The organism is Neorhizobium fuzhouense (assembly GCF_042611105.1).
GTDB classification, from domain to species: Bacteria; Pseudomonadota; Alphaproteobacteria; order Rhizobiales; family Rhizobiaceae; genus Neorhizobium; species Neorhizobium galegae_A.
In genome coordinates, this window is the sequence record NZ_JBHFFP010000001.1 from 74,751 (window position 1) to 96,715 (window position 21,965).

The 21,965-nt window shown below is 61.0% G+C and carries 20 protein-coding genes, 3 tRNA genes, 2 pseudogenes and 1 riboswitch; of the genes and pseudogenes, 1 reads left to right on the plus strand and 24 read right to left on the minus strand.

What is annotated here, in order from left to right:
• Positions 1–3: 3 nt before the first annotated feature.
• From nuoK to ACEXP3_RS00435, 16 genes and pseudogenes are all read right to left on the minus strand, one after another.
• The gene (nuoK, locus tag ACEXP3_RS00360; protein WP_377295503.1) at positions 4–312 is read right to left on the minus strand and encodes an NADH-quinone oxidoreductase subunit NuoK; all 309 of its coding nucleotides are present in this window, start codon (positions 310–312) and stop codon (positions 4–6) included.
• Between the two features lie 22 nt (positions 313–334).
• Positions 335–949, minus strand: a complete 615-nt coding sequence (locus tag ACEXP3_RS00365) for an NADH-quinone oxidoreductase subunit J (RefSeq protein WP_210102846.1) — start codon at positions 947–949, stop codon at positions 335–337.
• Positions 950–1,095: 146 nt separating this feature from the next.
• Positions 1,096–1,587: an NADH-quinone oxidoreductase subunit NuoI gene (gene nuoI, locus ACEXP3_RS00370; RefSeq protein ID WP_377295504.1), complete on the minus strand. Its 492-nt coding sequence runs from the start codon at positions 1,585–1,587 to the stop codon at positions 1,096–1,098.
• A 37-nt stretch (positions 1,588–1,624) separates the two neighbouring features.
• Positions 1,625–2,668, minus strand: a complete 1,044-nt coding sequence (gene nuoH, locus ACEXP3_RS00375; RefSeq protein ID WP_377295505.1) for an NADH-quinone oxidoreductase subunit NuoH — start codon at positions 2,666–2,668, stop codon at positions 1,625–1,627.
• 10 nt (positions 2,669–2,678) lie between these two features.
• Entirely contained in the window at positions 2,679–4,760 is a 2,082-nt protein-coding gene (gene nuoG / locus ACEXP3_RS00380) for an NADH-quinone oxidoreductase subunit NuoG (RefSeq protein ID WP_377295506.1), read from the minus strand.
• A gap of 62 nt (positions 4,761–4,822) precedes the next feature.
• Positions 4,823–5,545 carry a helix-hairpin-helix domain-containing protein gene (locus ACEXP3_RS00385; RefSeq protein WP_377295507.1) on the minus strand — a complete coding sequence of 241 codons (723 nt, stop codon included), beginning with the start codon at positions 5,543–5,545 and terminating at the stop codon, positions 4,823–4,825.
• A gap of 4 nt (positions 5,546–5,549) precedes the next feature.
• Complete coding sequence (gene nuoF / locus ACEXP3_RS00390) at positions 5,550–6,854, minus strand: NADH-quinone oxidoreductase subunit NuoF (RefSeq protein WP_377295508.1); 1,305 nt, start codon at positions 6,852–6,854, stop codon at positions 5,550–5,552.
• A 176-nt stretch (positions 6,855–7,030) separates the two neighbouring features.
• Positions 7,031–7,858: pseudogene (gene nuoE / locus ACEXP3_RS00395) on the minus strand (NADH-quinone oxidoreductase subunit NuoE); the annotation flags it as partial.
• A gap of 16 nt (positions 7,859–7,874) precedes the next feature.
• Entirely contained in the window at positions 7,875–8,123 is a 249-nt protein-coding gene (locus ACEXP3_RS00400; protein ID WP_210102853.1) for a hypothetical protein, read from the minus strand.
• Complete coding sequence (locus tag ACEXP3_RS00405; RefSeq protein WP_210102854.1) at positions 8,123–9,313, minus strand: NADH-quinone oxidoreductase subunit D; 1,191 nt, start codon at positions 9,311–9,313, stop codon at positions 8,123–8,125. The genes ACEXP3_RS00400 and ACEXP3_RS00405 overlap by 1 nt, the downstream gene beginning before the upstream one ends.
• 60 nt (positions 9,314–9,373) lie before the next feature.
• Positions 9,374–9,693: pseudogene (locus ACEXP3_RS00410) on the minus strand (four helix bundle protein).
• 113 nt (positions 9,694–9,806) lie between these two features.
• Positions 9,807–10,409 carry an NADH-quinone oxidoreductase subunit C gene (locus ACEXP3_RS00415; protein WP_377295509.1) on the minus strand — a complete coding sequence of 201 codons (603 nt, stop codon included), beginning with the start codon at positions 10,407–10,409 and terminating at the stop codon, positions 9,807–9,809.
• A 17-nt stretch (positions 10,410–10,426) separates the two neighbouring features.
• Complete coding sequence (locus tag ACEXP3_RS00420; RefSeq protein ID WP_210102856.1) at positions 10,427–11,008, minus strand: NuoB/complex I 20 kDa subunit family protein; 582 nt, start codon at positions 11,006–11,008, stop codon at positions 10,427–10,429.
• Complete coding sequence (locus ACEXP3_RS00425) at positions 10,999–11,364, minus strand: NADH-quinone oxidoreductase subunit A (protein WP_210102857.1); 366 nt, start codon at positions 11,362–11,364, stop codon at positions 10,999–11,001. The genes ACEXP3_RS00420 and ACEXP3_RS00425 overlap by 10 nt, the downstream gene beginning before the upstream one ends.
• 624 nt (positions 11,365–11,988) lie before the next feature.
• Positions 11,989–12,065 (minus strand) — tRNA-Asp (locus ACEXP3_RS00430).
• Positions 12,066–12,128: 63 nt separating this feature from the next.
• Positions 12,129–12,205: transfer RNA gene (locus tag ACEXP3_RS00435), tRNA-Asp, on the minus strand.
• A 336-nt stretch (positions 12,206–12,541) separates the two neighbouring features.
• Between ACEXP3_RS00435 and ACEXP3_RS00440 the strand changes: the two genes are divergently transcribed.
• A tRNA-Val gene (locus tag ACEXP3_RS00440) sits at positions 12,542–12,617 on the plus strand.
• Between the two features lie 136 nt (positions 12,618–12,753).
• Here ACEXP3_RS00440 and ACEXP3_RS00445 read toward each other — a convergent pair.
• The 8 genes from ACEXP3_RS00445 to clpP form a co-directional block, all read right to left on the minus strand.
• Entirely contained in the window at positions 12,754–13,182 is a 429-nt protein-coding gene (locus ACEXP3_RS00445) for a type II toxin-antitoxin system HicB family antitoxin (protein WP_210102858.1), read from the minus strand.
• A gap of 64 nt (positions 13,183–13,246) precedes the next feature.
• The gene (locus tag ACEXP3_RS00450) at positions 13,247–13,444 is read right to left on the minus strand and encodes a hypothetical protein (protein WP_210102859.1); all 198 of its coding nucleotides are present in this window, start codon (positions 13,442–13,444) and stop codon (positions 13,247–13,249) included.
• Between the two features lie 282 nt (positions 13,445–13,726).
• Positions 13,727–14,758, minus strand: coding sequence for an NAD-dependent epimerase/dehydratase family protein (locus ACEXP3_RS00455; protein ID WP_377295511.1), 1,032 nt, complete (start codon positions 14,756–14,758; stop codon positions 13,727–13,729).
• A 123-nt stretch (positions 14,759–14,881) separates the two neighbouring features.
• Positions 14,882–15,784 (minus strand): DMT family transporter, encoded by a 903-nt coding sequence (locus tag ACEXP3_RS00460; RefSeq protein WP_377295512.1) that lies wholly within the window; start codon positions 15,782–15,784, stop codon positions 14,882–14,884.
• Positions 15,785–15,967: 183 nt separating this feature from the next.
• A riboswitch (FMN riboswitch) is annotated at positions 15,968–16,127 on the minus strand.
• 270 nt (positions 16,128–16,397) lie between these two features.
• Positions 16,398–16,673 (minus strand): DNA-binding protein HupB, encoded by a 276-nt coding sequence (gene hupB, locus ACEXP3_RS00465; protein ID WP_245365502.1) that lies wholly within the window; start codon positions 16,671–16,673, stop codon positions 16,398–16,400.
• Positions 16,674–16,864: 191 nt separating this feature from the next.
• Positions 16,865–19,285 carry an endopeptidase La gene (gene lon, locus ACEXP3_RS00470; RefSeq protein ID WP_377295513.1) on the minus strand — a complete coding sequence of 807 codons (2,421 nt, stop codon included), beginning with the start codon at positions 19,283–19,285 and terminating at the stop codon, positions 16,865–16,867.
• Between the two features lie 372 nt (positions 19,286–19,657).
• Complete coding sequence (gene clpX / locus ACEXP3_RS00475) at positions 19,658–20,935, minus strand: ATP-dependent Clp protease ATP-binding subunit ClpX (protein ID WP_210102863.1); 1,278 nt, start codon at positions 20,933–20,935, stop codon at positions 19,658–19,660.
• A 282-nt stretch (positions 20,936–21,217) separates the two neighbouring features.
• Positions 21,218–21,850 (minus strand): ATP-dependent Clp endopeptidase proteolytic subunit ClpP, encoded by a 633-nt coding sequence (clpP, locus tag ACEXP3_RS00480; RefSeq protein ID WP_210102864.1) that lies wholly within the window; start codon positions 21,848–21,850, stop codon positions 21,218–21,220.
• Positions 21,851–21,965: the final 115 nt, after the last annotated feature.

Consider the following 21,965-nt stretch of genomic DNA (forward strand, 5'->3'; position numbering starts at 1 on the left):
TGATCAGCCCTTCATCATATTGATGTCTTCAACCGCGATGGAGCCACGGTTGCGGTAGAAGACCACGAGAATTGCAAGACCGATCGCCGCTTCCGCTGCGGCAACGGTCAGGATGAACAGCGCAAAGACCTGGCCGGCAATGTCGTTGAGGAAGGACGAGAACGCGATCATGTTGAGGTTGACCGACAACAGGATCAGTTCCACCGACATCAGGATGATGATGACGTTCTTCCGGTTGAGGAAGATGCCGAAGACGCCGAGCGTGAAGAGAATGGCGCTAACCGTCAGGTAATGAGAAAGTCCGATTTCCATATTCGCTGTTCCTTGATCGCGCTCAGATGCCCTGGCCCGGCTTGACCTTGACCACCTCGACAGCCGTTGCCGGCGTGCGGGCGACCTGCTTGGAGATATCCTGGCGCTTGACGTTTTCCCGGTGACGCAGCGTCAGCACGATCGCGCCGATCATGGCGACGAGCAGAACGAGGCCGGAGACCTGGAAGAAATAGACGTAGTGCGTATAGAGCACGTCGCCGAGGGCTGCCGTATTGGTGCGCACCGCCGGCGACGGGATCGGCATGGTGATCGATTTGGCCGCTTCCGGCGACAGCACGCTGCCGCCGATGACCAGCACCAGCTCGGCGGCGAGGATGAGCCCGATCAGCGCGCCGACCGGCGCATATTGCAGGAAGCCGGAGCGCAGCTCTGCAAAGTCGATGTCGAGCATCATCACGACGAAGAGGAAGAGAACCGCGACCGCGCCGATATAGACGACGAGCAGGATCATGGCGAGGAATTCAGCCCCGGTGAGCAGGAAAAGCCCGGCGGAATTGAAGAAGACCAGGATCAGGAAGAGCACGGAATGCACCGGGTTCCTGGCCGAGATGACCATGAACGCCGACGCCACCGCGACGAAGGCGAACAGATAAAAGAAAACAGCCTGCAAACCCATTGTGGTGCCTTTTCGTCTTCCCCGGAAGGGCTCTTATCCCCGCCGTCAAAACCCGGCGGTCGCATACCAGCCAGGCCTCATGCTTGTGGTCGATCCGGCACCTTTTTCAAGCACCGGCAGTGTCAATCAGAACCGCGATCGGGCGATCAGCGGTAGGGTGCATCGATCGACAGGTTGCGCGCGATTTCGCGCTCCCAGCGGTCGCCATTGTCGAGAAGGCGCTGCTTGTCGAAGTAAAGCTCTTCGCGCGTTTCCGTCGAGAATTCGAAGTTCGGACCTTCGACGATGGCATCCACCGGGCAGGCTTCCTGGCAGAAGCCGCAATAGATGCACTTTACCATGTCGATATCGTAACGCACCGTGCGGCGGGTGCCGTCGTTGCGGCGCGGGCCGGCTTCGATGGTGATCGCCTGGGCAGGACAGATCGCCTCGCACAGCTTGCAGGCAATGCAGCGCTCCTCGCCATTGGGGTAGCGGCGAAGGGCATGCTCGCCGCGGAAGCGCGGGGAGACGGGTCCCTTTTCGAAGGGATAGTTGATCGTGGCCTTCTGCTTGAAGAAGTAGCGCATCGACAGGAAAAACGCCCCGACGAACTCCTTCAGAAACAGCGAACTGACGGATTGTGCCAGACTTGCCATGTTAGTCTCCAATTCAGCCGGGAGGCGGCGCCAGAAATCAGGCGCCGGCCGTCAGCTTCAGAACGAATGCAGTAATGATGACCATGACCAGCGACAGCGGCAGAAACACCTTCCAGCCGAGACGCATCAACTGGTCATAGCGATAGCGCGGAACGAAGGCCTTCACCATGGCGAACATGAAGAAGATGAAGGTGGCCTTGATCAGGAACCAGATGATCCCCGGAACCCAGTTGAGGAACCAGACATCCACCGGCGGCAGCCAGCCCCCGAGGAACAGGATGGTCGTCAGTGAGCACATGAGGAGGATGGCGGCATATTCGCCGAGCATCAGCATCATGTAGGGAGCCGAGGCATATTCCACCATGTAACCGGCGACCAGTTCCGATTCCGCTTCCGGAAGGTCGAAGGGCGGACGGTTGGTTTCGGCAAGGCCCGAGATGAAGAAGATGATGAACATCGGGAAGAGCACGAGCCAGTGCCAGTCGAGGAAGGACGGCGGCAGGCCGATCATGGTGCCGATGCCGGTCTTCTGGGCGAGCACGATGTCGCTGAGGTTCAGCGAACCGACGCAGAGCAGCACCGTGACGATGACGAAGCCGATCGACACTTCATAGGACACCATCTGCGCGGCAGAGCGAAGCGCACCCAGGAACGGGTACTTGGAGTTCGACGCCCAGCCGGCCATGATGATGCCGTAGACTTCAAGCGAGGAAATCGCAAAGACGTAGAGGATGCCGACATTGATGTTGGCGATCACCCAGTTCTCGTTGAGCGGAATGACTGCCCAGGTGGCGAGCGCCAGCGTCACCGAGACGAGCGGCGCCAGCAGGAACACGCCCTTGTTGGCGCCCGACGGAATGATCGGCTCCTTGAAGACGAACTTCAGAAGGTCGGCGAAGGACTGGAACAGGCCGAAGGGGCCGACCACATTCGGGCCGCGGCGCAGCTGGACGGCTGCCCAGATCTTGCGGTCGGCCAGAAGGATATAGGCGATGAAGACCAGAAGGCAGACGAGCAGCAACAGGGACTGACCGATCATCACGATCGCCGGCCAGAGATAGGTCGAGAAGAAAGAGTCCATGATTGTGCCTTTACTCTGCCGCAGCCTGGAAATTGTTGCGGGCCAGTGCCGAACACTCCGCCATCACCGCCGAAGCGCGTGCGATCGGGTTCGTGAGATAGAAGTCTTTGATGACAGACGCAAACCCGGACTTGCCCAGGCTCACCGGTTTTTTGGCAAGCGTTGCAATATCGTCCGCAGCACTGGCCGCGATCTCGTCGAGTTCGGCGAAATGCGGGTATGCGGCATAGAGCTTGGCGCGCAGCTGCGACAGCGAATCAAACGGCAGCTTCTTGCCGAGCACGTCCGACAGGGCGCGCAGGATGGCCCAGTCTTCGCGCGCCTCGCCTGGGGCGAAACCGGCTCGGTTGCCCATCTGGACGCGGCCTTCGAGGTTGACCCAGGTGCCGGACTTTTCCGTATAGGTCGCGCCCGGCAGGATGACGTCGGCATGGTGGGCACCGGCATCGCCGTGGCTGCCGATATAGACGGTGAACTTGGCGTGCTTGGAGGTGAATTCCATTTCGTCGGCGCCGAGCAGGAAGAGCACGTCCATGGAGCGCAGCATGGTGGCAGCATTGGAACCGTTCGGACCCGGCACGAAGCCGAGATCGAGACCGCCAACGCGCGAGGCTGCGGTGTGGAGGACGCCAAAGCCGTTCCACTCTGCCGAGACAGCGCCAACCGAGGCGGCAAGGCTTGCGGCTGCGGCCAGAACGCCTTCCGCATCGTCACGCACCAGCGCGCCGGAGCCGACGATGATCATCGGCTTCTTGGCGGCACGCAGTTTCTCGAGGAAGCCATGCGAACCGTTGACGAGGTCCGACAGGGTTTCGGTGCCGGCGCCGAGATACTCGTAACCGTAGCGCATGTCGCCCCCCTCCCCGATCACGCCGATCGGGAAGTTACCGCGACGCCAGCGCTTGCGGATGCGGGCATTCATCACGGCCGCCTCGTAGCGCGGGTTGGCGCCGATGAGGAGAAGCGCGTCGGCCTGTTCGATGCCTTCGATGGTCGGGTTGAAGATGTAGCTGGAGCGGCCGAGCGACGGATCGAGCTTGGCGCCGTCCTGGCGGCAATCGAGGTTCTGCGAGCCGAGCGCGGTCAGCAGTTCCTTCAGCGCATACATTTCCTCAACGGAGGCGAGATCACCGGCAATCGCACCGATGCTGTTACCGTTCGTGGCCGATACGGCCGTCTTGATGGCGGCGAAGGCTTCGCCCCAGGTTGCCGGCTGCAGGCGGCCGTCGCGGCGCACGTAAGGCCGGTCGAGGCGCTGCGTCTTCAGGCCGTCCCAGATGAAGCGGGTCTTGTCGGAAATCCATTCCTCGTTCACCGCCTCGTTGACGCGCGGCATGATGCGCATGACTTCGCGGCCACGCGTATCGACGCGGATGGCGGAGCCGACGGCATCCATGACGTCGATCGATTCGGTCTTGCCGAGTTCCCAAGGACGCGCCGTAAACGCGAACGGGCGCGAGGTGAGCGCGCCGACCGGGCAAAGGTCGATGACGTTACCCTGCAGTTCCGAGGTCATGGCATGTTCGAGATAGGTGGTGATTTCGGCATCTTCGCCGCGGCCGATCAGGCCGAGCTCGGAAATGCCGCCCACTTCCGTCGTGAAGCGGACGCAGCGCGTGCAGTGAATGCAGCGGTTCATCACGGTCTTGACGAGCGGGCCGATATACTTGTCTTCGACCGCACGCTTGTTTTCCGTGTAGCGCGAGGCATCCATGCCAAACGCCATGGCCTGGTCCTGCAGGTCGCATTCGCCACCCTGGTCGCAGATCGGGCAATCCAGCGGATGGTTGATGAGCAGGAATTCCATCACGCCTTCGCGGGCCTTCTTGACCATCGGCGTGTTGGTGTAGACTTCCGGCAGTTCGCCGTTCGGGCCGCCGCGGATGTCGCGCACGCCCATGGCGCAGGAGGCTGCCGGCTTCGGCGGGCCACCCTTTACCTCGACCAGACACATGCGGCAGTTTCCGGCCACCGAAAGGCGTTCATGGAAACAGAAGCGCGGCACTTCGGCGCCGGCTTCCTCGCACGCCTGCAACAGCGTGAAGTGATCCGGAACCTCGATCTCTTTACCGTCAACCTTGAGCTTTGCCATCGTCACTTACGTCCTGTTTCCAGTCCCCTGCCCTCATTGAGAAAAGGCAGCGACACATTCCGTCACCGCAGCAGTTTTTTTGCCTGCGCGATCCAACCATCTTTCGCAATGCGGCCATCGAGCTCAAGCTCGCGGTCGAAATGCGCTACGTCCTCGTCCGTCCAGGCGGCGATCTGCGCAAAGCGCGTCACGCCCATGCCGTTCAGCAGGTCTGCCAGTTTCGGACCGACGCCGGCGATCGTCTTCAGATCGTCGGCGGCCTTCTGTCTTTTCGGTGCAGCCTTTGCTGCGCCCTTTGTTCCTGCCAGCTTTTCCGGCTTTTCCGCCTTGGCCGGGGGAGCCACGGCGACCTTCGCCTTTGCCTTGGCGACGCGGACCGGCTTCGGCTTTGGCGCAGCCTTTGCAGTTTCAACCGCACTCTCGGCCTTGGCGGCAGGCTTTGCCGCCTTGCGCACCGGGGCGGGCTTTGCCGTGACCGGCGTCACCTGCGTCTCGGGCGCCGCGGCCTCCACCTTCGCTTCCGGCTGAGGCGCCGTCTCCGGGGCCTTCGCCTTTGCCTCCGGCCCGGGCCGGGTGGCTGCCTCCATGGAGGCCTGCATCATGCCGAAGAAGGCATTGGCAAACTGCGCGCCGATCGCCATGCCGGCGGCCGTTGCAGCCGCCATCGCCGCCATCGGATTGTGGAGAGACTTGGCAGAGGCCTCGTCGGCAAAAGGCAAGGTGAAGCCGAGCGGCGGTTTCTCCGCTGCCTGATCCTTGTCCTTCTTGTCCGGGCCGTCCGCCATGATCTTACTCCGCAGCCTCCAGAACGGCACCCTCGCGGGTGGCGTTTGCCGTGTACTGATCGATGCGTGCCTCGATTTCCGGACGGAAATTGCGGATGAGGCCCTGGATCGGCCAGGCCGCCGCATCGCCGAGCGCGCAGATGGTGTGGCCTTCGATCTGCTTGGTCACCTGCAGCAGCATGTCGATTTCGCGCTTCTGGGCATGGCCCTTCACCATGCGCTCGACGACGCGCATCATCCAGCCGGTGCCTTCGCGGCAAGGCGTGCACTGGCCGCAGCTCTCATGCTTGAAGAAGGCCGCGATGCGCCAGATCGCCTTGATGATGTCCGTCGACTTGTCCATGACGATCATGCCGCCGGTGCCGAAGGAGGATTTGACTTCGCGCATGCCGTCGAAGTCCATGATGGCATCCTTCATGTCCTCGCCCTTGACGACAGGACAGGAGGCACCACCGGGGATGACGGCGAGAAGATTGTCCCAGCCGCCGCGGATGCCGCCGCAATGATGCTCGATGATCTCACGGAAGGTGAGGCCCATCTGCTCTTCGAAGGTGCAGGGCTTGTTGACGTGGCCAGACACCATGAACAGCTTGGTGCCGACATTGTTCGGGCGGCCAAAGGACGAGAACCAGGAAGCGCCACGACGCAGGATGGTCGGGGCAACGGCAATCGATTCGACGTTGTTGACGGTGGTCGGGCAGCCGTAAAGGCCCATGTTCGCCGGGAACGGCGGCTTCAGGCGCGGCTGGCCCTTCTTGCCTTCGAGGCTTTCGAGAAGGGCTGTTTCTTCGCCGCAGATATAGGCGCCGGCGCCGTGGTGGACGTAGATGTCGAAATCCCAGCCGCACTTGTTGTTGGTGCCGAGAATGCCCGCGTCATAGCACTCGTCGATGGCGGCCTGCAGGGCTTCGCGTTCGCGCATGTATTCGCCGCGCACGTAGATATAGGCGGTGTGGGCACCCATCGCGAAACCGGCGATCACGCAGCCTTCGATCAGCGTATGCGGATCATGGCGCATGATTTCGCGGTCCTTGCAGGTGCCAGGCTCCGATTCGTCAGCGTTGACCACGAGATAATGCGGCCGGCCATCCGATTCCTTCGGCATGAAGGACCATTTGAGACCGGTCGGGAAGCCGGCGCCGCCGCGGCCGCGCAGGCCCGACGCCTTCATCTCGTTGATGATCCAGTCCCGGCCCTTTTCGATGATCTCGTTCGTGCCGTCCCAGTGGCCACGGCTCATGGCGCCTTTCAGCGACTTGTCCTTGAGCCCGTAGATGTTGGTAAAGATGCGATCCTGATCTTTCAACATGACCTATTCCACCAGTCCGCCGCCACTTTCGGCCGGCTTTTCAATTCTGTGATGCGCCCGGAGGCCGGGCGCGGTGCAAGGTTTTCTAAAAAACCTTACGCTCCGTCTGTCTTCGGCTTGTCGGTGCCGGCAACCTTGCTGCCTTCGGCAGGCGCGCCTTCGCCGGTGCTGCCGACCGCCTTCGGGTCCGGCTCGCTCTTCTTCGTGGCGGACGCCGCTTCTGCCGCCGTGTCGTTGGCCTTGGAGGCGGCAGGTGCCGTCACCGGCGTCTTCACGGCCGGGTTGGTTTCAGTTGCCGTATCCTTCGGCCGGCCGGCTTCCGCCGGCGGAACGGCGGCACCTTCGGCGGCCGGTGCGGCCGGCTGCGGATCGAGATTGGTGCGAACCGGCTTGATCTCGTCGTTGAGCGTCACCGGGCCACCTTCCGGCGCCGATGTCAGGCGGTCGATCTGCGGGCCGGTCTTCACCTCGGCGCCCTTGCCTGCCTCGAACGCATCGATGATCTCTTCCAGACGCTCGGGCGTCAGGTCCTCATAGGCATCCTTGAAGATGATGACCATCGGCGCGTTGACGCAGGCGCCCTGACATTCCACCTCTTCCCAGGACAGCGTGCCGGCCTCGTTGCGGTGCAGCGGCTCGTGATGGATCTTGCGCTTGCACACATCCATCAGCGCTTCGGAACCACGCAGCATGCAGGGCGTTGTACCGCAGACCTGGATGTGCGCCTTGGTGCCGATCGGCTTCAGCTGGAACTGGGTGTAGAAGGTCGCCACTTCGAGCACGCGGATATAGGGCATGTCGAGTTTCTGTGCGACGAACTCGATCGTCGCACGGGTAACCCAACCCTCCTGTTCCTGGGCGCGCATGAGCAGCGGGATGACCGCCGATTGCTGGCGGCCTTCGGGATATTTCCGGATCGTCGCCTCAGCCCACGCGGCGTTTTCCGCAGTGAAGGCAAAGGCTGCCGGCTGGAACTGATCTTCGGCTAGTCGACGAACGGACATTCTTTCTCACGCCTTATCAATTGACAGAACCGCACCGCGATTTCGTGAGAGTCACGAATTCGCAGGCATAGGCAGATGTACCCTTTTGCAGGAAAACGATGAACTTCGTTCCATTGGGCACGGCTGCCTTGATTTCATACTCTCTGGAAACGAGTTCCGCCATGGTCGTCGTCGATCTGCCTGTCTCGGTCGACGGCTGCACCGTCTGCGCCACGGCAGACGAGGCAAGAGCGACAAGACAGAGCGCAATCGACAGGCGTCGCATCAGCGGTCCACCTCTCCAAACACGATATCGATCGAGCCAAGGATGGCCGAGACGTCGGCCAGCTGGTGGCCGCGGCAGAGGAAATCCATCGCCTGGAGATGCGCATAACCCGGGGCGCGGATCTTGCAGCGATATGGCTTGTTGGTGCCGTCGGCCACGAGATAGACGCCGAACTCGCCCTTCGGCGCTTCGACGGCCGCATAGACCTCGCCTTCCGGCACGTGGAAACCTTCGGTGTAGAGCTTGAAGTGGTGGATGAGCGCTTCCATCGAGCGCTTCATCTCGCCGCGCTTCGGCGGAACCACCTTGCCATCCACAGACGAGACCGGACCGGTCTTGGCATCCGACAGCAGGCGGTTGACGCACTGCTTCATGATCTTCACCGATTCGCGCATTTCGATCATGCGGATGAGGTAACGGTCATAGCAGTCGCCGTTCTTGCCGATCGGGATGTCGAAATCGAGATCCGCATAGCACTCATAGGGCTGCGACTTGCGCAGGTCCCAGGCAGCGCCCGAGCCGCGCACCATCACGCCCGAAAAGCCCCAGGCCCAGCAGTCTTCCAGCTTCACCACGCCGATATCGACGTTGCGCTGCTTGAAGATACGGTTGCCGGTGATCAGGCTGTCGATATCGTCGAGCGCCTTCGGGAAGGCATCGCACCACTTGCCGATATCCTCGACCAGTTCCACCGGCAGATCCTGATGGACGCCGCCGGGACGGAAATAGGCGGCGTGCATGCGCGAGCCGGAGGCGCGCTCATAAAACACCATCAGCTTTTCGCGCTCTTCAAAACCCCAGAGCGGCGGCGTCAGCGCACCGACGTCCATGGCCTGCGTGGTGACGTTCAGAAGATGCGACAGGATACGGCCGATTTCCGAATAGAGGACGCGGATGAGCTGGCCGCGGATCGGAACCGTGATGCCGAGCAGCTTTTCCACCGCCAGACAGTAGGCATGCTCCTGGTTCATCGGCGCCACGTAGTCGAGGCGATCGAAATAGGGCAGCGCCTGCAGATAGGTCTTGCTCTCGATCAGCTTTTCCGTGCCGCGATGCAGAAGCCCGATATGCGGATCCACACGCTCGACGATCTCGCCGTCCAGCTCCAGCACAAGACGCAGAACGCCGTGCGCGGCCGGATGCTGCGGGCCGAAGTTGATGTTGAAATTGCGAACGTCGTGTTCAGTCATGGGCGCGCTCCGCGCTGGTGATTAGCGAATAGCGAATAGCGAATAGTCGATCTATGCCGCTCATGTCTTCTCCTGCAGGCTTCTGATCAACGCACGCATCATCCGGCCAATTTCGTCGCATTGTTGCATCAAGCTCTGAAACTGTTCCTGCGCAAGGATATCCACCCTTTGCGCGATGATCATATGCGTTTCCAGCTCTTTCAGCGACCCTTGAGAAACTCTCAGAAACTGCACGAAACTTCCGGTGTTGTCCCGACCATGCCTTCGGCAATGTTGGCGGCCACCGAGGTGGAGGCGCGCCTTATCTGGGATGTCAGTCCGTAAACTTCGCTCTTCGGGAAAGTCTCGGTGCAGCGGCAACACTCAACGGCCAGTTCAATAGCCTGCTTCCACACCTTGAGGTCCTTGTAGGAGCTGATCGTCTGCCTCTTCCTTTCGTTGTGGCGACAACTATTCGCTATTCGCTACTCGCTATTCGCCTCTAAACTTCAGTTTAGACCTTTGCCTTCTCATCCCCCGGCAGCACGTAATCCGTGCCTTCCCAGGGGCTCAGGAAGTCGAAGCTGCGGAATTCCTGGCGCAGTTCCACCGGCTCGTAGACCACGCGCTTGGCGCTGTCGTCGTAGCGGACTTCGACGAAACCGGTCGTCGGAAAATCCTTGCGCAGCGGGTGCCCCTCGAAACCGTAGTCTGTGAGGATGCGGCGCAGGTCCGGGTGGCCGGTAAACAGGATGCCGTAGAGATCCCAGGCTTCACGCTCGAACCAGTCGGCGCCCGGAAAGAGACCGGTGAGCGACGGCACGGGCACATCTTCGGCGGTTTCGACCTTGACCCGCACGCGCATGTTCTGGCGCGGCGAGAGCAGGTGATAGACCACGTCGAAGCGCTTTTCGCGCTTTGGCCAGTCGACGCCGCAGATGTCGATGAAATTGATGAACCCGCACTGCACGTCGTCACGCAGGAAGGTAACGAGCGCGATCAGCTTATCGGCATCGGTCTTCAGCGTCAGTTCGCCATAGGCAACCGAAGCCGAGGTGACCAGACCCGGCCGGGCTTCGGCAAGGTAGGCGGCAAATTCGTTCAGGGCTTCACTCATGATGCGTCCTCAAGCCCTTAGCGTTCGATCGTGCCGGTGCGGCGGATCTTTTTCTGCAGCAGAAGCACGCCGTAAAGCAGCGCTTCTGCCGTGGGGGGACAGCCGGGCACATAGATATCCACAGGCACGACACGGTCGCAGCCACGCACCACCGAATAGGAATAGTGGTAATAGCCGCCACCATTGGCGCAGGAGCCCATGGAAATGACGTAACGCGGCTCCGGCATCTGGTCATAGACCTTGCGCAGCGCCGGCGCCATCTTGTTCGTCAGCGTGCCGGCCACGATCATCACGTCGGACTGGCGCGGCGAGGCGCGCGGGGCAAAGCCGAAACGCTCCACGTCATAGCGCGGCATGGACACCTGCATCATCTCGACAGCACAGCAGGCCAGACCGAAGGTCATCCACATCAGCGAGCCGGTGCGCGCCCAGTTGATCAGCTCATCCGTCGAGGTGACGAGAAAGCCCTTGTCGGCAAGCTCGTTGTTGATCTCGCCAAAGAATGCGTCGTCGCTGCCGATGGGCTTGCCCGTGTTGGGATCGATGATCCCCTTGGGGCTTGGCGCGATCATGGTCGTGTTGTTATCCACTACTCCCATTCCAGCGCTCCTTTCTTCCATTCATAAATGAAGCCGATGGTGAGGACACCGAGGAACACCATCATGGACCAGAAGCCGAACCAGCCGATTTCACCGAAGGACACGGCCCAGGGAAACAGGAAGGCAACTTCCAGATCGAAAATGATGAACAGGATCGACACCAGATAAAAGCGAATGTCGAACTTCATGCGCGCATCGTCGAACGCGTTGAAGCCGCACTCATAGGCCGACAGCTTTTCCGAATCGGGCGCCTTGTAGGCAACGGCAAACGGCGCAATCAGAAGCGCCAGGCCGATCACCAGGGCAATACCGATAAAAATCGCGATCGGGACATAGGAACTGAGGAGCTCTGTCATGGTATTCGATCCCTGCTTGCCAAGCAGTGCCCGGGCGGCACTTAAGCGAATGCGCGGCAAGCGAACGTGCATTGCAACAAGCCGTGACTAGCGCAGCCACGAGCCGCGCGCAAGACTTTTGACGGCCACACCTCGAACCAAAACGGGACAAAATGTTGCGGCCGGAATTTGTTGATTCAGACTCACGCGCCCTGCCGCGGCAAAGGGCGCCGACGCAAGGCCGACAGGAGGAAAGTTGATGTTGTTCATCAAGTTGAAACGCCCGCCGCCGGAGAGCGACACGGGCAAGGATGCGGCGGGCCGACCAGATCGGAAAAGCCCTGCCCTCGCCGCAAAATGCAGATAGGGAAATTCGAGAGGCTCTTCAAGTCCGGTTGCGCCGCATTATTCGAATATTCTGATAAACACTTAGCTCCGGCGTTCGTAGCACCTCTGCCGCGCCCGCGAACGAGCAGCAACATTGGGTTTACGCCTGGTGAAGGCATCTTCGACGCCGACCGAGGCTGCAGCACAATCACGACAATATGAATGGGAAGGCCCCGGCATCCGCAGCGCTTGCGGCATAACGACACACCAGCGATGCTGGCGTCCACTTTGATGACAGTTACGCAGAGAAGTAAAAAATGGCGCGAGTGACGGGGCTCGAACCCGCGACCTCCGGCGTGACAGGCCGGCACTCTAACCGACTGAGCTACACCCGCGCATTTTGCAGACACCGTTCAGCGTCTGTTCGGCCAAAAGGCCTGTTTCTTTTTATCCAGGAATGGCGCGAGTGACGGGGCTCGAACCCGCGACCTCCGGCGTGACAGGCCGGCACTCTAACCAACTGAGCTACACCCGCTTATTCCTGAGTGAGGAAGAAACTTCCCCGGCGACCGGCGTAACCAGTCGATGAGCGGCTCTCTAAGGGGTTCGCCAAAGGGTGTCAAGCAGGTTTCAAGACAAAACGGTGACGCGATGCGCTTTCTCTTATCCAGTCCCGGACCTGCCCCTCCTGCCCTGTGGATGAATGATTATCCGCATTCGCTTAAATCCCCGTGTTTGCAGGGCTTTTGACGTTTTGCGGTCGGCATACGGCGAAAAAAATCAAAAAATCTTCACAAACACACTTGCGTCTTTTCCGCGATCCGCATAGATCACGGCCACCGACGCAGCGGACACGAACCGCAAGACGTCAGGGCGATTAGCTCAGTTGGTAGAGCGCCTCGTTTACACCGAGGATGTCGGCGGTTCGAGTCCGTCATCGCCCACCATTTTTCCTTTCTATTTGCTTGTGGACTTTGTGGCTTGGGCGCTGCGCACGTGGGCGCTTATGTGTGCCGTTTCTGCCGTGTGCACCCGGAAAACACGCTCCTGCGACAGGAGGAGCCTTGAACGCCCGCGCAGAACCTATTCTGCGGCCTCCAGTCCGATCACCAATCGTTTTCCCATGGCGGAAAGCGCCTGTGTGAGCGACTGCAGTTTCGTTCCGTGATTCGGATCAAGGATGCGCCGGACTTCCTTTTCATCCTTGCCAAGCTGACGCGCCAACTGCGTGCGCGTCATCCCACTTTCCCGAAACGTCTCGATCACGGCGATCTTTGCCGCGACATCGGGATCCGGCGTGATGAAGGTGCCCGTCGCGCTTGCCGGCGGCAAGGGCCTTCCCAGTTCGATATAGGTGAGGAGCGCCACACCCAGCGCGTCTGCCGCCATTTCGCGTGCATCGCGCAGGGTCTCGCCTTGGGTAATCGCTTCCGGAACATCCTCGAAGGTCACCAGAAAACCGCCTTCGGGCGCGAGTGGTTCGAAACATGCCGCATAGGCATAGATCTTCATGGCAGTCTCCTGTCTCCTGTCTCCAGCCTTGCCGATCCGCTTCCGGAGCGGCTGAAGGTCATGGTTATTTCAGCCCGAGCCCCTTGCGGATCTTTGCTGCCGTCTTCGGGTCGATGTCACGGCTGGGTAGCGTTGTGAACCGGTCACCGACAAAGACCGTGGCATGGCCACCCTTGCCCTTGGACTTATTGACCCGGAAGGACAGGTGCAGGGCCTTCGCCTCCTCCCGCAGTTCGGCAATAAAGCGATCGCGTTTGTCCATGCCTTCCCCCAAAGCATGGCACATGATATCGGACATTTTTGACCGAGTCAAAGCTGTCGGTTTGGTTTGCGCCCGCAGAAGCCTTCCCGACGCCCCCACTGGACACTCCACCCCGCCTCTGGCACAAGCGCGCCAGAACGCGACTGCCGTTATCTTTAGAATGGGGTCGGGCGGCAGATTGACGTCACGCTGCTGCCACGAGGATACGTGGCCGTTCTTTCATCCCGATTTCCTGATTCGATTCGATATGACTCGCGCGGCCGCTACCGGCAGCCGACTCGTTTACAGCTGAAGCGCTGCCCGGTGTTCCACATACCACTCGACAAAGGCCCGAACGCCCTCTTCCAGGCCGATCTGCGGCTTGCGGCCGGTGAGCGCCACCAGAAGGTCCGGGCAGGCATAGGTGCGCGGCACGTCGCCCTGCTGCATGGGCAGCATTTTCTTGGCGGCCGGCTTTCCCATCACCTTTTCGATCGTATCGATGAAATCCAGGAGCCCGACCGGCTGGCCACCACCGATATTGACGACGCGGAACGGCGCCTGGTGCGACAGCGTATCCTCGATGCCGGCGGTGGTCACGCGGGTGTCTTCCAAGGGCACCACATGCGACAGGTCGATAATGCCGGAGACGAGATCGTCGATATAGGTGAAATCGCGACTCATCAGGCCTTCGCCATAGATCTCGATTTCACTGTCTTCCAGCATCGCCTTGACGAACTTGAACAGCGCCATGTCCGGCCGGCCCCAGGGGCCGTAGACGGTAAAGAATCGGAAGGCGGTCGTCGGCACCCGGTAGAGATGGGAGTAGCTGTGCGCCATCAGCTCCATCGCCTTCTTGCTCGCCGCATAGAAGGTGAGCGGCTCGTCGGCCTTGTCGCCCTCGCTGAACGGGATTTTCTCGTTGGCGCCATAGACCGAGGAGGTGGAGGCGAGCATCAGGTGGCGCACGCCGGCGTTCTTGGCCAGTTCCAGCACGTTCCACGAGCCGACGAGGTTCGAATCAAGATAGGCCTTCGGATTTTCCAAGCTGTAGCGCACGCCCGCCTGGGCGGCGAGATGGATGATCACCTCCGGCGCCCCGACATCCGCAGAGGCCTCCAGCGTGCTCTCCAGCAGGCGCTGGTCCTCCAGCATGCCGATCACCGGCCGAAAGGCGGGAAACTGCGACAGCGCCGCGTGGCGGGCTTCCTTCAGGCGCAGGTTATAGTAGGGCGTCATGCCGTCAAAACCGGTGACGCTGTGCCCCTCCTCCAGAAGACGGCGGGCAAGATGAAAGCCGATGAAGCCCGCGGTTCCGGTGATGAGGTAATGCATGGGTCACTCCAGTCTTTGCGCGCGAATAGAAAGCATTGGCCACCGATGCGCAACCAGCCGGCCTGCGATTAGAACGACAGTCCCCGCTTACGGGCGCCTCCTTAGAGGCCGCAGGCGTCGTTCCTAGGCCCTGCCCGGCTCGCCGCGCGCCTCCTTCAGCATCAGCGTCAGCGAGGCCGACAGAATGAGAATCGCGCCGATCCACAGCGAGCCGCTCGGCGCATAGCCGAAAACGACGAAACCTGCGAGCACGTTGAGCGGCAGCTTCAGATCGTCGAACGGCTGCACATAGGCGGCATCGGCGGCATTATAGGCAAGGGTAAGCAGATACTGGCCAAAAGCCGTCAGCAAGCCCGCCAGAAGCAGCAGCCAGAAGACCGGGCCGGTGGGCACGACAAAACCTTCCGCCAGCGCCAGGCCGGCATTGATCGGCGTCAGCAGCACCAGCAGCCAGACGGTGACGGTCTCGGCACTTTCATGGCGCGTCAGGTTCTTCATGATGAGCGACGAGCCGCCCCACAGAAGCGCCGACAGGATGGGCAGGAAAGCGGCCGGCGAAAACTGATCCGACCACGGCTGCAGGATGATCATGGCGCCACAGAAGCCGGCAAGCGTCGCCAGCCAGCGATAGAGCCCCACCTGTTCGCCGAGAAACAGCCGCGCGCCGACGATGACGAAGAAGGGTGAGGTCATCACGAGCGCGATCGCCTGCCAGATCGGCACCGTCGCAAGTCCCATGATCCAGGCCTGCACGCCAAGCGCTGCCAGCACCACCCGCACCACATGGCGGCCGGGATAGCGGGTGCGCATGGCCGACAGGCCGAGACGCCGCAGAAGCGGCAGCGACAGCACAAGCGCAAATCCGTATTGCCAGAAAGCGATAGAGGCAGGCGCCACGGCAAGCTGCATGGAGAGCCACTGCGTGACGACATTCAACGCGGCAAAGGCCACGCCAGCGGCCACCATAAAGGCTGCGCCGGCAAAGGCGCGCGAGCGAAGGAGCGATGCGAATTTTGGCGGATTCATGCCATTCCTCTTCCAGTCTGTCGAAAAACGTCAACAGAAACGGCGAGGAGGATAGGGCCTGCGATTGCCGCCTCCACCGTCGTGGACGTTGGCGTGCGCAAAAAGACCCGAAAGCCTGTCGTTGCCGGTAAAGCCGGGACGACAGACCGAACAGGTAATGCCGGGATACCGGCAGGCCTTTCTCCCCGCTCTCTTTCATCCGGACTGTGACCGTCGGCTCCGGCATTCGACCGGATCTGCTGACCCCGCACGGCATCCTGAGACACCGTTCGGGCGCTCGCGGGCTTGAAGCCTCATGCTTCCTACCGCCGGTGGGGAGTTTCACCCCGCCCCGAGAACGTACCGGACAACCGGCCTTTGCATGATTAAGGATCGTGGCGGTGAAACACAAGGCGGGCGCGCCCGCGCGCGGCGCCACCCGCGCAAAATTCGACCGGGCGGCATCCGGCCAGGGGGTATAAAAAACTTCGGCCCAGCGAACGGTCGAACCGATCCTGGGCCGAGCTTTTGCCATGGTCTGGCAGGGTCACAGACGGGCGACATCGAAGTCGCGCCCATTCCCTGCCGAAGAGGCGGCCGGGGCTTTACGCCGCCGGCGGCCGCAGTCGACAGCTTAGCTGTTGACGGCGTCCTTCAGGCCCTTGCCGGCCGAGAACTTGGGAACGTTGCGGGCCGGGATATCGACCTCGGCGCCGGTCGAGGGGTTGCGGCCCTTCGAAGCTTCACGGCGGGAGACGGAGAAGCTGCCGAAGCCGGCGAGGCGGATGTCGCCACCGTTCTTCAGTTCGCCCTGGACCGTCTCGAACACGGCGTCAACAGCAGAAGCCGCGTCAGCCTTGGAAAGACCAGCCTTTTCAGCAACAGCGGTCACCAACTCGTTCTTGTTCATGTTTCCACCCCTTTCAATGGTTTCACACAATGGATCTGACGGGGCGACAACGGAACGCCGACCCCTTCGCAAACCCAAAAGCTCCGCGATTGCCTGAAAAACAAGGGCCTTTAGCGAATTTGCACAAAAAAGGCCGGCGTTTTGCCGGCCTTTTTGTCGTTTGGCTGTGATTTCCACAGGCGTCGCCCCGTTCAGTGGGCGACGGTTGCCCCGGTGTCGTCCACCCCGTCCACCGTTGCGATGACCGGCGTTTCCACCGTGCCGTCCCATTCTATGGCCTGCGGCTCGCGAACCAGCGCGTGGCGGATGACCTCGCCCATGCGCGAGACCGGGATGATCTCCATGTTGTTCTTCACGTTATCCGGAATATCCGCCAGATCCTTGGCGTTCTCTTCCGGGATCAGAACCGTCTTGATGTTGCCGCGAAGGGCAGCCAGCAGCTTTTCCTTCAGGCCACCGATGGGCAGCACCCGGCCGCGCAGCGTGATCTCGCCCGTCATCGCGACATCCTTGCGGACCGGAATACCGGTCATGATCGAGACGATCGCGGTTGCCATGGCAACGCCGGCCGACGGACCATCCTTCGGGGTTGCCCCTTCCGGCACGTGCACGTGGATATCCGACTTGTCGAAGCGCGGCGGCTCGATGCCGAAATCGACGGCGCGCGAGCGGACGTAAGAAGCCGCTGCCGAAATCGATTCCTTCATCACGTCCTTCAGGTTGCCGGTCACCGTCATGCGGCCCTTGCCGGGCATCAGAACGCCTTCGATGGTCAAAAGCTCGCCACCGACTTCCGTCCAGGCCAGACCCGTGACAACACCGACCTGATCCTCGCCCTCGGCCTCGCCATGGCGGAACCGGGGAACGCCGAGATAGTCGTGGATGTTTTCGGCCGTCACCTCGATCGACGTCGACTTGCCCTTGATGATCTCGGTGACCGCCTTGCGGGCGAGCTTCATCAGTTCACGTTCGAAGCTACGCACGCCTGCTTCGCGGGTGTACTGCTGGATGATCACCATCAGGGCCTCGTCCGTCACCGAAAATTCTTCCGGCTTCAGGGCGTGCTCCTTGATTGCCTTCGGCAGCAGGTGACGCTTGGCGATTTCGCGCTTCTCGTCTTCCGTGTAGCCGGCAATCCGGATGATTTCCATGCGGTCCATCAGCGGCGCCGGAATGTTGAGCGTGTTGGCCGTGGTGATGAACATCACGTCCGACAGATCGTATTCCACTTCCAGGTAATGGTCCATGAAGGTAGAGTTCTGCGCCGGATCGAGCACTTCGAGCAGGGCCGAGGACGGATCGCCGCGGAAATCCTGGCCCATCTTGTCGATTTCATCGAGCAGGAAGAGCGGGTTGGACTTCTTGGCCTTCTTCATCGACTGGATGACCTTGCCGGGCATCGAGCCGATATAGGTGCGACGGTGACCGCGGATTTCCGCTTCATCCCGCACGCCGCCCAATGCCACGCGGACATATTCGCGGCCGGTTGCCTTGGCGATCGACTGGGCAAGCGAGGTCTTGCCGACGCCCGGAGGGCCGACGAGGCACAGGATCGGACCCTTGATCTTGGTCGCACGGGCCTGAACGGCGAGATACTCGACGATGCGCTCCTTGACCTTGTCGAGGCCGAAATGATCGACTTCGAGGATCCTTTCGGCGCTGTTCAGGTCCGTCTTGATCTTCGACTTCTTCGACCACGGGATCGACAGCAGCCAGTCCAGGTAGTTGCGCACGACGGTGGCTTCCGCCGACATCGGGCTCATCTGCTTGAGCTTCTTCAGCTCCGCATCGGCCTTTTCCTTGGCTTCCTTGGACAGCTTCGTCTTGGCGATGCGGTCTTCCAGTTCGGCCATCTCGTCGCGGCCATCCTCGCCGTCGCCAAGCTCCTTCTGGATCGCCTTCATCTGCTCGTTCAGGTAATATTCGCGCTGGGTCTTTTCCATCTGGCGCTTGACGCGCGAGCGGATGCGCTTTTCCACCTGCAGGACGGAAATCTCGCCTTCCATGAAGCCGAGCGCCTTTTCAAGGCGCTGCTTGACGCTCACCGTTTCCAGCATTTCCTGCTTTTCGGTGATCTTGATGGAGAGGTGCGAGGCCACCGTATCGGCAAGCTTCGAATAGTCCTCGATCTGGCTGGCGGCGCCGACGACTTCTGGCGAGATCTTCTTGTTGAGCTTCACGTAGTTCTCGAATTCCGAGACGACGGAGCGCGACAGGGCTTCCACCTCGACGGCTTCATCCTCGGGTTCGGCCAGAACCTTGGCATGGGCTTCGTAAAACTCCTCGCGCTCGGTATAGGTGCTGATTTTCGCACGCGCGCGGCCCTCGACCAGAACCTTGACGGTGCCGTCGGGCAGTTTCAGAAGCTGGAGCACATTGGCAACCGTGCCTACCGTGTGGATGGCGGACGGTGCCGGATCGTCGTCGCCGGCGTTGATCTGGGTGACAAGCATGATCTGCTTGTCGGAACCCATGACTTCCTCCAGAGCGCGAATGGATTTTTCACGCCCGACGAACAGGGGTACGATCATGTGGGGGAAGACCACAATGTCGCGCAAAGGCAGGACCGGATAGGTATCACCGCCAGGTGCCGCAGACGCTGTATTCGTCATGTCATTTCCTTTCACTCGTCCCGCTTTGCGGGCTCTGGTCCAGAACAGATCCGGACTCATCTTGTCCCTCCAAACGTGGAGGTTTCGAATGGAGTTTTCAAGCCTTGAACGTCTGCACAATTGCGACGCACACCAGACAGCCATGATTAGAACAGGATGCTTACGCGTAACTGTAGGCTGCCGTGCCGCATCAGGCGGCCGTCGGTCCTCAAGGACCATGCCGGGATCGCAGCGCTACAGGAAGACAACAGACACATAGCCTGGGGAGCCAAACCCGAGGAGGCTCGATTACCACCCGATCTTTCACCGCAACCGGCAGAGCAAGGCGGAGTGGAGAAGGAGGCAGGCGCCCCCTTCCCCGATCATCGTTCATCAGGCCGAAACGTTCGCCTTCTCATCCTGGCGGTCGGCATAGATGTAGAGCGGACGCGCGGTGCCGCGCACCACGTCATCGGAGATCACCACTTCGCGCACGCCTTCGAGCGTCGGCAGTTCGAACATGGTGTCGAGCAGGATCTTTTCCATGATCGAGCGCAGGCCGCGCGCGCCGGTCTTGCGGGTGATCGCCTTGCGGGCAATCTCGCGCAACGCGTCCTCGTGGAAGTTCAGCTCCACGTCTTCCATCTCGAACAGGCGCTGGTACTGCTTGACGAGCGCGTTCTTCGGCTCCGACAGGATCTGGATCAGCGCATCCTCGTCGAGATCCTCGAGCGTTGCCAGAACCGGCAGACGGCCGATGAATTCCGGGATGAGGCCGAACTTGACCAGATCTTCCGGCTCCAGCTCGCGCAGCACCTCGCCGACGCGACGATCATCCTCGGCCTTCACGGTGGCGCCGAAACCGATCGAGGTCTTTTCGCCACGCGCCGAGATGATCTTGTCGAGGCCTGCAAAGGCGCCGCCGCAGATGAACAGGATGTTGGTCGTATCCACCTGCAGGAATTCCTGCTGCGGGTGCTTGCGGCCGCCCTGCGGGGGAACGGAAGCAACCGTGCCTTCCATGATCTTCAGAAGCGCCTGCTGCACGCCTTCACCCGACACGTCGCGGGTGATCGACGGGTTGTCGGACTTGCGGGAGATCTTGTCGACTTCGTCGATGTAGACGATGCCGCGCTGCGCCCGCTCGACATTGTAGTCGGCCGCCTGCAGAAGCTTCAGGATAATGTTTTCCACGTCCTCGCCGACATAGCCGGCTTCGGTGAGCGTGGTGGCATCGGCCATGGTGAAGGGCACGTCGATGATGCGGGCGAGCGTCTGGGCAAGATAGGTCTTGCCGCAGCCGGTCGGGCCGACGAGCATGATGTTGGACTTCGCCAGTTCCACGTCGCCGTTCTTGGAGGCGTGTGCGAGGCGCTTGTAATGGTTGTGGACGGCAACCGACAGGATCTTCTTGGCCTGTCGCTGGCCGATCACATATTCATCGAGAACCTTGATGATGTCCTGCGGCGTGGGAACGCCGTCACGGGATTTCACCATGGAGGTCTTGTTCTCTTCGCGAATGATGTCCATGCACAATTCGACGCATTCATCGCAGATGAACACGGTCGGTCCGGCAATCAGCTTGCGGACTTCGTGCTGGCTCTTGCCGCAGAACGAACAATACAACGTATTCTTGGAGTCGCCGCCGTTGCTGCCGCTGACTTTGCTCATATCACTTCCCTTCCAGCACACCGCTCACCCGTCATCGGGGCGCGGACACTTCTTTCGCCGGCTGGCAGGTTTCCACCGGAAATCCTGCCTGCTCCGCTCTTAAGGGTACTCTGCCGGTTGGGAACCATCGTCCCAGGCCCGGCGGCAACGAACCCCTTCCAGACCGATGCTATGTCATAAGAGTTCAACACAGCCTTAATATCAACTATTAGCGCTTTCCTCGCGAGATAAAACCCCTGTTTTCGGTCACAACGGGGTGAGACTGCGCGCGGCCCCGCCGCCTCAGGCGGCCGGAGCGCCTTCCAGTTCGAGCCGTGAGGTGAGGATCTTGTCGACCACGCCCCAGGCAAGCGCTTCGTCGCTGTCCATGAAGTGGTCACGATCAAGGGTCTTTTCAATCTCCTCGTAGGTGCGGCCGGTATGCTTCACGTACACGTCGTTCAGACGCTTCTTCATCTTCAATATGTCACGGGCATGGCGTTCGATATCAGACGCCTGGCCCTGGAAACCGCCCGACGGCTGGTGAACCATGATGCGCGAGTTCGGCATGGCAAAGCGCATGCCCTTTTCGCCGGCCGCCAGAAGCAGCGAGCCCATGGAGGCAGCCTGGCCGATGCACAGCGTCGACACGGCCGGACGGATGAACTGCATCGTATCGTAGATGGACATGCCGGCCGTCACGACGCCGCCCGGCGAATTGATGTAGAGCGCGATTTCCTTCTTCGGGTTTTCCGATTCGAGAAAAAGCAGCTGCGCGCAGATCAGCGAAGCCATGTGATCTTCCACCGGCCCCGTCACGAAAATGATCCGCTCCTTCAGGAGGCGCGAATAGATGTCATAGGAGCGCTCGCCGCGATTGGTCTGCTCCACGACCATCGGCACCAGAGCCATGGCGGTATCAACGGGATTTCTCATGTTGTTCCTTTGTTTCATCGGGCGCCCGACGGCGTTGCCGCGCCAGGAATCGTCTACACTTGGTCAACTCCCTACATAGAGTGTGGAAGGCCCGTACTTCAAGACGCGCGAGTGG

What these genes read in the sequence shown, in the direction of transcription:
- ACEXP3_RS00405 (WP_210102854.1), bottom strand. Translation starts at nt 9,313, where the DNA reads ATGACTGAACACGACGTTCGCAATTTCAACATCAACTTCGGCCCGCAG.
- ACEXP3_RS00415 (WP_377295509.1), bottom strand. Translation starts at nt 10,409, where the DNA reads ATGAGTGAAGCCCTGAACGAATTTGCCGCCTACCTTGCCGAAGCCCGG.
- ACEXP3_RS00385 (WP_377295507.1), bottom strand. Translation starts at nt 5,545, where the DNA reads ATGGCGGACGGCCCGGACAAGAAGGACAAGGATCAGGCAGCGGAGAAA.
- hupB (WP_245365502.1), bottom strand. Translation starts at nt 16,673, where the DNA reads ATGAACAAGAACGAGTTGGTGACCGCTGTTGCTGAAAAGGCTGGTCTT.
- nuoK (WP_377295503.1), bottom strand. Translation starts at nt 312, where the DNA reads ATGGAAATCGGACTTTCTCATTACCTGACGGTTAGCGCCATTCTCTTC.
- ACEXP3_RS00450 (WP_210102859.1), bottom strand. Translation starts at nt 13,444, where the DNA reads ATGGACAAACGCGATCGCTTTATTGCCGAACTGCGGGAGGAGGCGAAG.
- ACEXP3_RS00420 (WP_210102856.1), bottom strand. Translation starts at nt 11,008, where the DNA reads ATGGGAGTAGTGGATAACAACACGACCATGATCGCGCCAAGCCCCAAG.
- ACEXP3_RS00460 (WP_377295512.1), bottom strand. Translation starts at nt 15,784, where the DNA reads ATGAATCCGCCAAAATTCGCATCGCTCCTTCGCTCGCGCGCCTTTGCC.
- nuoI (WP_377295504.1), bottom strand. Translation starts at nt 1,587, where the DNA reads ATGGCAAGTCTGGCACAATCCGTCAGTTCGCTGTTTCTGAAGGAGTTC.
- ACEXP3_RS00445 (WP_210102858.1), bottom strand. Translation starts at nt 13,182, where the DNA reads ATGAAGATCTATGCCTATGCGGCATGTTTCGAACCACTCGCGCCCGAA.
- ACEXP3_RS00425 (WP_210102857.1), bottom strand. Translation starts at nt 11,364, where the DNA reads ATGACAGAGCTCCTCAGTTCCTATGTCCCGATCGCGATTTTTATCGGT.
- nuoH (WP_377295505.1), bottom strand. Translation starts at nt 2,668, where the DNA reads ATGGACTCTTTCTTCTCGACCTATCTCTGGCCGGCGATCGTGATGATC.
- nuoG (WP_377295506.1), bottom strand. Translation starts at nt 4,760, where the DNA reads ATGGCAAAGCTCAAGGTTGACGGTAAAGAGATCGAGGTTCCGGATCAC.
- lon (WP_377295513.1), bottom strand. Translation starts at nt 19,285, where the DNA reads ATGACGAATACAGCGTCTGCGGCACCTGGCGGTGATACCTATCCGGTC.
- clpP (WP_210102864.1), bottom strand. Translation starts at nt 21,850, where the DNA reads ATGAGAAATCCCGTTGATACCGCCATGGCTCTGGTGCCGATGGTCGTG.
- ACEXP3_RS00400 (WP_210102853.1), bottom strand. Translation starts at nt 8,123, where the DNA reads ATGCGACGCCTGTCGATTGCGCTCTGTCTTGTCGCTCTTGCCTCGTCT.
- ACEXP3_RS00455 (WP_377295511.1), bottom strand. Translation starts at nt 14,758, where the DNA reads ATGCATTACCTCATCACCGGAACCGCGGGCTTCATCGGCTTTCATCTT.
- ACEXP3_RS00365 (WP_210102846.1), bottom strand. Translation starts at nt 949, where the DNA reads ATGGGTTTGCAGGCTGTTTTCTTTTATCTGTTCGCCTTCGTCGCGGTG.
- nuoF (WP_377295508.1), bottom strand. Translation starts at nt 6,854, where the DNA reads ATGTTGAAAGATCAGGATCGCATCTTTACCAACATCTACGGGCTCAAG.
- clpX (WP_210102863.1), bottom strand. Translation starts at nt 20,935, where the DNA reads ATGAGCAAAGTCAGCGGCAGCAACGGCGGCGACTCCAAGAATACGTTG.